The following is an 11,616-nucleotide window of genomic DNA, read 5'->3' on the forward strand; positions in this document are numbered from 1 at the left end:
CAGATGCCCCGCTCGAAGAAGTTCCGGCGCGCCCGTCTGATCGTGATCGTGCTGGTCGTGCTGCTGGTGGCCGGCGTCGGCTACGGCGGCTACCGCGGGGTCGCCGCGGTCCGCGCCTCCTTCCCGGAGGTCGACGGCAGCGTCAAGGTGGCGGGCCTGAGCGCGCCGGTCGACGTCAAGCGCGACGCCAACGGCATCCCGCAGCTCTACGCCGACACCCCGGAGGACCTCTTCCGCGGCCAGGGCTACGTCCAGGCCCAGGACCGGTTCTGGGAGATGGACGTCCGACGGCACATCACCGCGGGCCGGCTCTCCGAGATGTTCGGCGACAGCCAGGTCGAGACCGACTCCTTCATCCGGACCATGGGCTGGCGCCAGGTGGCCCAGAAGGAGTTCGACACCCAGCTGTCGCCCGAGTCCAAGAAGTACCTCCAGGCCTACGCGGACGGTGTCAACGCCTGGCTCGGCGAGCACCCCGGCGGCGCGAGCGCCTCGCTGGAGTACACGCTGCTCGGCACCGTCAACGGCGACTACAAGCCCGAGCAGTGGACGCCCGTCGACTCGGTGGCCTGGCTGAAGGCGATGGCCTGGAACCTCTCCGGGAACCTCCAGGAGGAGATCGACCGCTCGCTGCTCGCCCAGGACTTCAGCCCGGAGAAGATCGCCGAGCTGTACCCGGAGTACCCGTACGCGCGCAACGGCACGATCGTGAAGACCGGCACCGTCGGCGGCGACGCCTACCACCCCGCCGACGGCTCCGTCCCGCCCGGCTCCGGCGCCGCGGCGGGCGGCACCGCCCAGGGCGCGGCCGCCACGAAGGCGATGCTCCAGGGCGTCACCGACCGGATCGACGCGATGCCGCAGCTGCTCGGCCGCCAGGGCCAGGGCATCGGCTCCAACTCCTGGGTGGTGGCCGGTGCGCACACCACCACCGGAAAGCCGCTGCTCGCCAACGACCCGCACCTCGGCCCCGGCCTGCCCTCGGTCTGGTACCAGATGGGCCTGCACTGCCGCACCGCGTCGGCCGCCTGCCAGTTCGACGTCTCGGGCTTCACCTTCGCCGGCATGCCGGGCGTGGTGATCGGCCACAACAAGGACATCGCCTGGGGCTTCACCAACCTCGGCGCCGACGTCACCGACCTCTTCCTGGAGAAGGTCACCGGGCCGGACACCTACCTGGTGGACGGCAAGGAGGAGAAGTTCGAGCTCCGCAAGGAGACCATCAAGGTGGCCGGCGGTGAGGACCGCACCATCACCGTCCGCACCACCCGGACCGGCGCCCCGCTGATCTCCGACCAGAGCACCGAGCAGCAGAACGTCGGCAAGTACGCGCCGAACGGCACCTCCGCCCCGGACCGCGGCACCGGCGGCTACGGCGTCGCCCTGCAGTGGACGGCGCTCAGCCCGGGCAAGACCATGGACGCCGTCTTCGAGCTGGACCGCGCGAAGGGCTGGGAGGACTTCCGCAACGCCGCCAAGGACTTCGCCGTCCCCGCGCAGAACCTGATCTACGCCGACGCCAAGAACATCGGCTACCAGGCGCCCGGGAACATCCCGATCCGCGGCAAGGGCGACGGCTCCACCCCGGCCCCCGGCTGGGACTCCGCCTACCAGTGGAAGGGCTCCGTGCCCTTCTCCGCCCTGCCGTTCAGCAGCAACCCGTCCGCCGGCTACATCGTCACCGCCAACCAGGCCGTGGTCGACCCGTCCTACAAGTACCTGCTGACCAAGGACTGGGAGTACGGCACCCGGGCCAAGGAGATCACCGACCAGATCGACGCCAAGCTCAAGAACAACGGCAAGATCTCGCCGGACGACATGCAGGAGATGCAGCTCGACAACACCAGCATCCTCGCGAAGACGCTCGTCCCGCTGCTGCTCAAGGTGCAGATCGACGACCCGTACGTGCGCGAGGCGCAGGACCTGCTGAAGGACTGGAACTACCACCAGGACGCCGACTCGGCCGCCGCCGCCTACTACAACGGCGTCTGGCGCCAGCTGCTCAGCCTCTCCTTCGGCCAGAAGTTCCCGGCCGACCTGCGGGCGAAGGACAACTGCCTGCTGGTCCGCCGGCAGACCGACCCGACCAAGCCGGACAGCAGCACCCAGATCGTCACCGAGTGCGGCACCCGGGATCCGGGCAAGGCCCAGCCGGACGGCGGCGACCGCTGGACCGAGGTGGTGCGCCAGCAGCTGGAGAAGCCCGACAGCAGCTGGTGGACGTACATCGACTCGGACCACAAGGAGCAGAAGGGCCTCGACAACCTGCTCGGCGAGGCCATGAAGAATGCCCGCCAGGACCTCACCGCGCTGCTCAGCAAGGACGTCTCGACCTGGAGCTGGGGCCGTCTTCACACCCTGACGCTGCGCGAACAGACCATGGGCAGCGACGACTCCTCGATCGCCTCCGGCGTCGTCCACCGGCTGCTCAACCGCGGCCCGTACCGGCTCTCCGGCGGCTCGGCGGCGGTCGACGCGGCGGGCTGGAACGCCGCGGCCGGCTACCAGGTGGACTGGATCCCGTCGATGCGGATGGTGGTCGACCTGAGTGACCTGGACGCCTCGCGCTGGGTCAACGTCGGGGGGGCCTCCGGGCACGCGTTCCACCCCAACTACAACGACCAGACCGACCTCTGGCTCAAGGGCAAGCTGCTGACCTGGTCCTTCTCGCCGGAGGCGGTCGAGAAGTCGGCCAAGAACAAGCTGGTGCTGACCACCGGCTGACGCACCGGCCGGCGCACCGCACCGGCCCGCACGGCACCGAACGACGCGGCGGCGGCCCCGTCCCCGATCCACGGGGGCGGGGCCGCCGCCGTTCACCCTCCCCGCCCGGGCCGGGAGCGACCCGGCTACCCCAGCCGGTGCAGCCCCGACGGCGTGAGCGCCACGTCCACCGGCAGGTCGTGCGGCTCGGCCGGCACGCTCGCCAGCAGCTCGTGCTCGTACAGCAGCACGGCCAGCAGCGGACGCACCCCGGCCCGGCCGAGCCGGGCCAGCACCCGGTCGTACGAGCCGCCGCCCCGGCCCAGCCGCAGACCGGCGCGGTCCACCGCGAGCCCGGGCAGCAGCACCAGCTCCGCCCCGGTCACCGCCGCCGGCCCGAGCCGCTCGCCGACCGGCTCCAGCAGCCCGCGCCCGGCCGGGGCCAGCGCCTCCGGGCCCGCGTAGGCGGCCCAGTCCAGGTCGTTGTCGGCCATCAGCACCGGCAGCAGCACCCGCACCCCGCGCGCCAGCAGCGCGTCCAGCAGCGGCCGGGTGCCCGGCTCGGCACCGACCGACACGTACGCGGCCACCGTGCCGCCCGGGGTGGCAAGCTCCCCGGCGTGCCCGGCCAGCGCCCGCGCGGCCGCCTCCCGCGCCTGCGGGGCCAGCGCCCGCCGCTCCGACAGCAGCCGTGTCCTCAGCGCGCTCTTCTCGTTGTGCATGGGATCCTCCACGGCTCGATCCTCCACAGCTCGACCCTCCCCAGCTCTGTGCCGGTGACGCTCAGAGCCTGACACGCGGAAGGCGGCCCGATGTCCACCCCACTGCTGGTCCAGGCCCTGGCCGCACTGAGCGTCCCCGCGCTGGCCGGCGCCACCGCGCTCGGACTGCGCGTGCGCCGCGGCGACCGCCGCGCCGCCGCCCGCGAGGACGGGCTGCGCGCGCGGGTCGCCGAGCTGGAGACCCGCTGCGCCGAGCTGGAGCGCACCGCCTCCTGCGACCCGCTCACCGGCGTGTGGAACTACCGCCACCTGCAGCTCACCCTCGACCGGGAGATCGAGCGCGCCCGCCGCGCCGAGCACACCGAGCAGCACGACGGGCCGCGCCCGCTGGCCGTGCTGCTGCTGGAGATCGCCGGCTTCGACGCGGTCGTCGCCGAGCACGGCCGGGCCCGGGCCAACGCGGTGCTGCGCGACCTCGCCCAGCGGCTCGGGATGGAGATCCGCCGCTCCGACACCTTCGGCCGCTACAGCGGCGAGGAGTTCCTCGCCGTCCTGCCGGACACCGGGGCCGGCGGCGCCGCGCAGGTCGCCGAGCGGCTGGTCTGGTCCGTCCGCCGCCACCTGCTGCTGGACTGGTCCTCCGGCCCGCGCGAGGACCGCCGCCCGCAGGGCAACGGGCTGACCGCCGCGGTCGGCGTCGCGGTGCTGCCGGAGGACGGCACCCATGCCGCTGTCCTGCTCCGGGCCGCCGACCGGGCCCTCGCCCGGGCCCGCGCATCCGGAGGGGACTGCTGGCACGGAACGGCCTCCCCGCGGTCGCGCACCGGCCCCGCTGCCGAGCGTGACCGTTCGGAAAAGCCGGGTAGTCTGTCGCCCTGTGCCGGAGAGGACCCCCTCACCTCACCCGTCACTCCACCTCTGCCTGCCATCGTGGCCGGGCCCCGCGACGTGCTGTCATAGCCGGTCAACCGCGCTCGGCCAGGCGAAAACATGCCTTAGTAAGGTAAAACGCATGACGACGACCAGCTCCCGCATTCCGGTAACCAAGGCCGTGGTACCCGCGGCCGGACTGGGCACGCGCTTCCTGCCCGCGACCAAGGCCACTCCGAAGGAGATGCTGCCGGTCGTCGACAAGCCGGCGATCCAGTACGTCGTCGAGGAGGCCTCCGCCGCGGGGCTGTCCGACATACTGATGGTCACCGGCCGTAACAAGCGCGCTCTTGAGGACCACTTCGACCGCGCCTACGAGCTGGAGGAACTGCTCTCCCGCAAGGGCGACCAGGACCGCCTGCGCCGCGTCCGCGAGTCCGTCGAACTCGCCAACATGCACTACGTCCGCCAGGGCGACCCCAAGGGCCTCGGCCACGCCGTCTCGGTCGCCGAGCAGCACGTCGCCGGCCAGCCCTTCGCCGTCCTGCTCGGCGACGACCTGATCGACCCGCGCGACCCGCTGCTCTCCCGCATGATCGAGGTGCAGCAGGAGCTCGGCGGCTCCGTCGTCGCGCTGATGGAGGTCGACCCCTCCCAGATCCACCTGTACGGCTGCGCCGCCGTCAAGGCGAACGGCTTCGGCGAGGACGTCTTCCAGGTGACCGACCTGGTCGAGAAGCCCGACACCGCCGACGCCCCGTCGAACTACGCCGTCATCGGCCGCTACGTCCTCGACCCCTCGGTCTTCGACGTGCTGCGCGAGACCCCGCCCGGCCGCGGCGGCGAGATCCAGCTCACCGACGCGCTGCGCGAGCTCACCACCCGTGACGCCGAGGTCGGCGGCCAGGTGCACGGCGTCCTCTTCCAGGGCCGCCGCTACGACACCGGTGACCGCGCGGACTACCTGCGCGCTATCGTCCGACTGGCCTCCGAGCGCGAGGACCTGGGCCCGGAGTTCCGCTCCTGGCTCCGGGAGTTCGTCGCCACCGAGCTGCAGGACTGACACACCGACCGAGAGCGAGCGCGCCGATGACCGGGTCCACGGAGAGCAACACCACCCCCGCCGCCTGCTGCGACGGATCCGCGGACCCGGCACCGGCGCCCCGCCCGGCCGGGTCGGCCGCCGGTGCGCCGGCCGCGCCGCCCCGGCTGTGGACGGTCGACGAGCACCTCGCCGACGTGCTGTCCGCCGTCGGCCCGCTGCCCGCCATCGAGCTCCAGCTGCTCGACGCCCAGGGCTGCCGGCTCGACGAGGACGTGGTCGCCGACGGCGACCTGCCGCCCTTCGACAACAGCTCGATGGACGGCTACGCGCTCCGCACCGCCGACACCGCGGGCGCCACCGGCGAGTACCCCTCGGTGCTCACCGTGGTCGGCGACATCGCCGCCGGCGCCGCCGAACTGCCCAGGGTCGGCCCCGGCCAGGCCGCCCGGATCATGACCGGCGCCCCCGTCCCGCCCGGCGCCCAGGCCGTCGCCCCGGTCGAGTGGACCGACGGCGGCAGCGGCACCGGCGAGGCCGCCGACGCGATGGGCCCGGCCGTCGCGGACGAGGAGGTCCGGGTGCTGCGCCCGGTCTCGGAGGGCGCCCACGTCCGCCGCCGGGGCAGCGACGTCGCCGCCGGCTCCCGGGTGCTGGAGGCCGGCACCCGGCTCGGCCCCACCCAGCTCGGCCTGCTCGCCGCGATCGGCCGCGCCACCGTCCGGGTCCGCCCCCGCCCGCGGGTGGTGGTCCTCTCCACCGGCAGCGAGCTCGTCCAGCCCGGCGAGCCGGTCGGCCCCGGCCGGATCACCGACTCCAACAGCTTCACCCTCACCGCCGCCGCCCTCGACGCCGGCGCCATCGCCTACCGGGTCGGCGGCGTCCCCGACGACGCGGCCCGGCTGCGCGCCGTCCTGGAGGACCAGCTCGGCCGGGCCGACCTGATCGTCACCAGCGGCGGCGTCAGCGTCGGCGCGTACGACGTGGTCAAGGAGGTCTTCGAGTCCTACGGCGGCGTCGACTTCCGCCGGCTGCGGATGCAGCCCGGCAAGCCGCAGGGCTTCGGCCGGATCGGCGCGGGCGGCCCCGGCGCCGCCGCCGGCGTGCCGCTGCTGGCCCTGCCGGGCAACCCGGTGAGCGCCTACATCTCCTTCGAGCTGTTCGTCCGCCCGGTCATCCGCACCATGCTCGGCGCCGCCGACGTCCACCGCCCGGTGGTCCGGGCGCTCTGCCCGGCGGCACTGCGCTCGCCCGCCGGCCGCCGGCAGTTCCTCCGCGGCCGGTACGACGCGGCGGCCGGCGTGGTCGAGCCGGTCGGCGGGGCGGAGTCCCACCTGGTCGGCGCGCTGGCCCGGGCGGACTGCCTGATCACCGTCCCCGAGGACGTCACCGAGCTGCCCGCAGGCAGCGAGGTGGACGTGGTCCTGCTCGGCGGCTGACCGTCCGGCGCGGCGGGCCGTCCCGTGGACGCGGCCCGTCCCACGCCCCGGCCGGAGCGGGGGGTACGGTAGCGCGGTATTCGACTGCGCGCCCCCTGGAGCACCCCGTGACCACCTCACCACCCGGCGACCGCCTCACCCACGTCGACGACCAGGGCGCGGCCCGGATGGTCGACGTCTCCGGGAAGGCCACCACCGCGCGCACCGCTGTCGCGGCCGGCCGGGTCCGGGTCTCCCCGCGCGTGGTCGAGCTGCTGCGCGGCGAGGGCGTGCCCAAGGGCGACGCCCTCGCCGTCGCCCGGATCGCCGGGATCATGGGCGCCAAGAGGACCCCGGACCTCATCCCGCTCTGCCACCCGATCGCGGTCTCCGGGGTCGAGGTCGACCTCACCGTCACCGACGAGGCGGTCGAGATCACCGCCACCGTGCGGACCGCGGACCGCACCGGCGTCGAGATGGAGGCGCTCACCGCCGTCGCGGTGGCCGGCCTCACCGTGATCGACATGGTCAAGGCCGTCGACAAGGGCGCCACCGTCGAAGCCGTCCGGGTGCTCAGCAAGACCGGCGGCAAGAGCGGCGACTGGTTCGCGCCGGAGGCCTCCCGGTGACCGCGCGGACCACGCCCGCCGCCGGGCGCCGCACACCGCGCGAGGCACCCGCGGCCCGGAACAGGGCCGGCGCATGAGGGCCCTCGCACTCACCGTCTCCAACCGCGCCTCGGCCGGCGTCTACGCCGACAAGGGCGGCCCGCTGCTGGTCGCAGGCCTGCGGGCGATGGGCTTTCGCACCGACGGCCCCCGGGTCGTCCCGGACGGCGAACCCGTCGAGGCGGCGCTGCGGGAGGCCGTCGCGGCCGGCTACGACGTGGTGCTGACCACCGGCGGCACCGGCATCTCGCCGATGGACCTCACCCCGGAGATGACCGCCCGGGTCATCGACCGGCACGTCCCCGGCATCGCCGAGGCCGTCCGCGCGTACGGCCGGGAGAAGGTCCCGACCTCGGCGCTCTCCCGCGGGCTGGCCGGCCTCGCCGGGCGGACCCTGATCGTCAACCTGCCGGGCTCCACCGGCGGCGTCAAGGACGGCCTCGCCGTCCTGGAGCCGCTGCTCGCCCACGCGGTCGACCAGCTCGGCGGCGGGGACCACCCCCGGCCCGACGCGCCCGACTCCGGGAGGGCGCACTGAACGCCGGCTGGCCGGTGGAGCTGCACGAGGGGGACGTCACGCTGCGCCCGATCCGGGGCCGTGACCAGCGGGACTGGCAGGAGGTGAGCCGGCGCAACCGGGACTGGCTGCGCCGCTGGGAGGCCACCGTGCCGCCCGGTCCGGCCGGTCAGGGCGCGGGCCCGCGCCCGACCTACCGGCAGATGGCCCGCTTCCTGCGCGGCGAGGCCTCGGCCGGGCGGATGCTGCCCTTCGTGGTGCTCCACAAGGGGCAGCTGGTCGGTCAGCTGACCGTCGGCGGGATCACCTGGGGCTCGATGTGCTCGGCCAACGTCGGTTACTGGATCGACGAGGCGGTGGCCGGGCAGGGCATCATGCCGGCCGCCGTGGCACTTTCGGTGGACCACTGTTTCCGCACCCTCGGACTGCACCGGATCGAGGTCTGCATCCGCCCGGAGAACGGGCCGAGCCGACGGGTGGTGGAAAAGCTCGGCTTCCGCCCGGAGGGAATGCGGCCCCGGTATCTGCACATCGACGGCGACTGGCGGGACCACCTGGTGTACGCGCTCACGGCCGAGGAGGTCCCGGAGGGGATGCTGGAGCGCTGGCGGGCGCTCAGGTCGGGGCGTACCGGCGGTAATTGAATACTTGTTCGAAAGAAATATCGATATGGCATCGGCGTGGCGACGGACGGGCACAAATACCGGCAAAATAGTCGGAGAATCAGCTTGATCACACGACACGCCGTGCCAAATTGCTGCCGGGCCTTCCCCGGCGCCCGTACGGTGTGAAACGTGAGCAGTAGCGGCCTTATCTACGCCGTCATCGTAGGGGCCTGGGCCGCCTATCTCGTGCCGATGTGGCTCCGCAGGCAGGACGAACTCAACGAGGCGCGTCCGACGGAACGCTTCAGCACCGCCATCCGCCTGCTGGCCGGGCGTTCGGCACTGGAGCGGCGGGCATCCCGGGCCCTGGGCGACGGACCGCGTGACGACGAGCAGCAGGACGACGGCCCTCCCGGACGGGACGGGGCCGCCTCCGGCGACCCCGTAGACCCGGGGGACCCCGGGGGCCCGGGGGACCGGAGCGACGCTCCCGGTCCCGAGGGCGCCCCGGCGGCGGAGCGGGAGCCGGGCCACCGGACCGACCGCCCCGCCGACCGCCCTGCCGACCGCCAGGCCGAGCACGCCGCCGAGGACGCGGCCGGCCACCGGGCCGGGGTCGAGCGCCGGGCACGGCTGCTGGCCCGCCGGCGTCGGATGGTCAGCGCCCTCTTCCTGGCGTTCGCGCTGGGCGCGGTCGTCGCGGCGGTGGCCGGCCTGGCCTTCCTCTGGGTCCCGGCCGTGCCGGCCCTCCTCCTCACCCTCTACATCGGCCACCTGCGCAAGCTGGAGCGCCTGCGGTACGAGGTGAAGATCGACCGGGCCCGGGCCGCCCAGGCCGCCGAGCGGCTGCGCAAGCGCGAGCAGCAGCGCGCCGAGGCCCGCCCGGCCGAGCGGCCGGAGCCGGACACCGCCGAGGAGCCCGTCCGCAGCCGGGCGCACCTGCGGCTCGCCACCGAACCGGCCCCCGCCGAGCCCGGCCCGGCCGGCTCCGGCTCGGCCTCCGCGGTGGCCGAGGCGACCGAGCACGAGGAGTGGGTCGACGGCATGCGCGAGCGCGGTGCGGCCGGCCCGGACTCCTGGGAGCCCGTACCCGTCCCGCTGCCGACGTACGTCACCGCCCCGGTGGCCCCCCGGGTCACCCGCGGCCTCGACCTGTCGGCCCCCGGCACCTGGACCGCCGGCCGCCCCGTCGACGGCCGGGGTGCCGAGGGCCGGGGTGGCGAGGGCCGCGCGGCCGAGGGGCGCACCACCCCGCTCTTCGACCAGTACGCCGAGCCGCCGGCCGCCGAGGGCCGCCCCCGCGCCGCCAACGAATGACCCGCCCCACCCCCCGACCAGCAGTGCACCGCGGGGGGTGGTCCGGAGGGCGCCCCCCGCGGCGGCCCGGGGGTGGTCACGACCCCCCTCCGAAAGGTGCTAGAGTTTCTTCTCGTTGGGGCTGTGGCGCAGTCCGGTAGCGCACCTCGTTCGCATCGAGGGGGTCAGGGGTTCGAATCCCCTCAGCTCCACCCAACAGGAAGTCCCGCCAGGTCGTCAGACCGGGCGGGACTTCTGCGTTGTGCGGGCCGTTGCGGCGGAGCGCGTCGGACGCTGGGTCAGGCGGGGCCTCCGGGGGATCGGTTCGCGCGCTGTGGCGATGATCACCGCTTCACCACGACCACCGTGCAGGGGGCGTGGTGGACGCAGTACTGGGCGGTGGTGCCGAGCAGGGCGCCGGCGGGGGCGGACCGGCCGCGGCTGCCGAGCACGAGGACGGTGGCGCCCGCGGCGGCGGAGACCAGGGCGGGGCCCGGCGGGCCGGCCTTCAGGTGGCGGCGGACGGCGGTCGCGGGCGGGAGGGCGGCGGCCAGCGCCTCGTCGAGGATGCGGGTGGCGCGGCGCTCCGGCCCGAAGCCGTCCAGCGCGGGCGGGACGAGGCCGTGCTCGCCGTGCAGCCCGGGGAACTCCCAGACGGTGACGGCCTCCAGCGGGCTGCCGGTGAGGGCGGCCATCCGGGCGGCCCAGCGGACGGCGGCGTGGGAGAGCGGGGAGCCGTCCACGCCGACCACGATCCTGCCGTCCGGCTGCGGGGCCATGGTTCGAGGGTAGGTGCCGCCGGCGGGCCCGGCGAGACGGCCGGGGGCCGGCCGGAGCGGGTGCTCCGACCGGCCCCCGGTGGTGGGGCGGGGCCCGTCAGGGCTGGCCCGAGCCCGCGTACGGGCCGGGCTGCGGGGCGCCGGCCTGGGGCGGCACGGAGCCGTAGCGGGCCGGCCGGCGGCCGCGCGGGTGACGGGTGAGGGTGTAGCCGGCGACGCCGGCCAGGGCGGCCAGCACGCCGCCGCCCACCGTCCAGAACCAGCGGCTGTTCCAGCCGGAGAACCAGCCGGTGTACCAGTGGTCCTCGGGCTCCTCGGGCGCGGCGGCCTTGGCGGTCGCGGCGCCGCCGCCGGCCGGCGGGACGAGCGGGGCCTTGAGCTCGCCGCCCTCGGGCTGGGCGTTGTCCGCGTCGCCCTTGGCGGCGACGTGCAGCTGGACGGCGGCGGCGAGGCCGAGGTCGGGCTGCGGGACGTCGGAGACCGAGAGCCGGACGTAGTAGGTGCCGGGCAGCGGGTCGCCGGACCACGGCTCGGCCCACGAGCGGATCTCGCGCAGGGTGCAGCTCAGGGCGACCGAGGCGGTGGCCGGGGCGGCGGTCGCGTTCTGGGTGCCGGCGGTGCAGGACTGGCGGCGGCGCAGCCCGTCGAACACCTCGACGCTCCAGGTCTGCGCGTCGTGCCGGTCGGCGGCCGGGGCCAGGTCGACGGTCAGGCCGACCGTCGGGGTCTGGCCCTCGGAGGCGCCGAACGCCCAGTAGAGGTAGTCGCCGGTGGAGGCGGAGACCTTGGCGTCCTGGCCGGAGGCCAGGTTGATGGCGGTCAGGAAGGACGTCCCGGCCTTGGTGGCCGGGGCGGGCGTCCCGCTCGCGGAGGCCGTCGGGGACGGCGAGGCGGCGGAGGCGGCGGAGGCGGCGGGGGCCGCGACCGCGAGAGCGGGGAGCAGGGCGAGCGCGGCGAGCGCGCCGCGGACGGTGGTGCGGGCAGTGGTGCGCATGA

General features: G+C 74.9%; 11 protein-coding genes and 1 tRNA gene. 9 read left to right on the forward strand and 3 right to left on the reverse strand.

Annotation, left to right across the window (positions count from 1 at the left end; translation table 11 throughout):
* The first annotated feature begins 3 nt into the window (after positions 1–3).
* Positions 4–2,724, forward strand: a complete 2,721-nt coding sequence (locus OH807_RS24070; RefSeq protein WP_406202380.1) for a penicillin acylase family protein — start codon at positions 4–6, stop codon at positions 2,722–2,724.
* 125 nt (positions 2,725–2,849) lie between these two features.
* On the opposite strand, the gene OH807_RS24075 is transcribed toward OH807_RS24070, so the two are convergent.
* On the reverse strand, positions 2,850–3,425 hold the full coding sequence (locus tag OH807_RS24075) for a 5-formyltetrahydrofolate cyclo-ligase (RefSeq protein WP_406211154.1): 576 nt from the start codon (positions 3,423–3,425) through the stop codon (positions 2,850–2,852).
* 90 nt (positions 3,426–3,515) lie between these two features.
* Between OH807_RS24075 and OH807_RS24080 the strand changes: the two genes are divergently transcribed.
* From OH807_RS24080 to OH807_RS24115, 8 genes are all read left to right on the forward strand, one after another.
* Positions 3,516–4,385: a GGDEF domain-containing protein gene (locus OH807_RS24080; protein ID WP_406202382.1), complete on the forward strand. Its 870-nt coding sequence runs from the start codon at positions 3,516–3,518 to the stop codon at positions 4,383–4,385.
* A 52-nt stretch (positions 4,386–4,437) separates the two neighbouring features.
* The gene (gene galU, locus OH807_RS24085; RefSeq protein ID WP_406202384.1) at positions 4,438–5,358 is read left to right on the forward strand and encodes a UTP--glucose-1-phosphate uridylyltransferase GalU; all 921 of its coding nucleotides are present in this window, start codon (positions 4,438–4,440) and stop codon (positions 5,356–5,358) included.
* Positions 5,359–5,384: 26 nt separating this feature from the next.
* The gene (gene glp, locus OH807_RS24090; RefSeq protein WP_406202386.1) at positions 5,385–6,776 is read left to right on the forward strand and encodes a gephyrin-like molybdotransferase Glp; all 1,392 of its coding nucleotides are present in this window, start codon (positions 5,385–5,387) and stop codon (positions 6,774–6,776) included.
* Positions 6,777–6,943: 167 nt separating this feature from the next.
* Positions 6,944–7,384: a cyclic pyranopterin monophosphate synthase MoaC gene (gene moaC / locus OH807_RS24095; RefSeq protein ID WP_406211155.1), complete on the forward strand. Its 441-nt coding sequence runs from the start codon at positions 6,944–6,946 to the stop codon at positions 7,382–7,384.
* A gap of 73 nt (positions 7,385–7,457) precedes the next feature.
* The gene (locus OH807_RS24100) at positions 7,458–7,961 is read left to right on the forward strand and encodes a molybdenum cofactor biosynthesis protein B (protein WP_406202388.1); all 504 of its coding nucleotides are present in this window, start codon (positions 7,458–7,460) and stop codon (positions 7,959–7,961) included.
* Positions 7,962–7,975: 14 nt separating this feature from the next.
* Entirely contained in the window at positions 7,976–8,584 is a 609-nt protein-coding gene (locus OH807_RS24105) for a GNAT family N-acetyltransferase (RefSeq protein WP_406202390.1), read from the forward strand.
* Between the two features lie 150 nt (positions 8,585–8,734).
* Entirely contained in the window at positions 8,735–9,862 is a 1,128-nt protein-coding gene (glpR, locus tag OH807_RS24110) for a gephyrin-like molybdotransferase receptor GlpR (protein WP_406202392.1), read from the forward strand.
* A 117-nt stretch (positions 9,863–9,979) separates the two neighbouring features.
* A tRNA-Ala gene (locus tag OH807_RS24115) sits at positions 9,980–10,053 on the forward strand.
* A gap of 132 nt (positions 10,054–10,185) precedes the next feature.
* Here the strand turns inward: OH807_RS24115 and OH807_RS24120 are convergent.
* Entirely contained in the window at positions 10,186–10,620 is a 435-nt protein-coding gene (locus tag OH807_RS24120; RefSeq protein ID WP_406202394.1) for a universal stress protein, read from the reverse strand.
* 97 nt (positions 10,621–10,717) lie between these two features.
* Positions 10,718–11,614 carry a peptidase gene (locus OH807_RS24125; protein WP_406202396.1) on the reverse strand — a complete coding sequence of 299 codons (897 nt, stop codon included), beginning with the start codon at positions 11,612–11,614 and terminating at the stop codon, positions 10,718–10,720.
* Positions 11,615–11,616: the final 2 nt, after the last annotated feature.

It is taken from the genome of Kitasatospora sp. NBC_01560, assembly GCF_045208415.1.
Lineage (GTDB): Bacteria > Actinomycetota > Actinomycetes > Streptomycetales > Streptomycetaceae > Kitasatospora.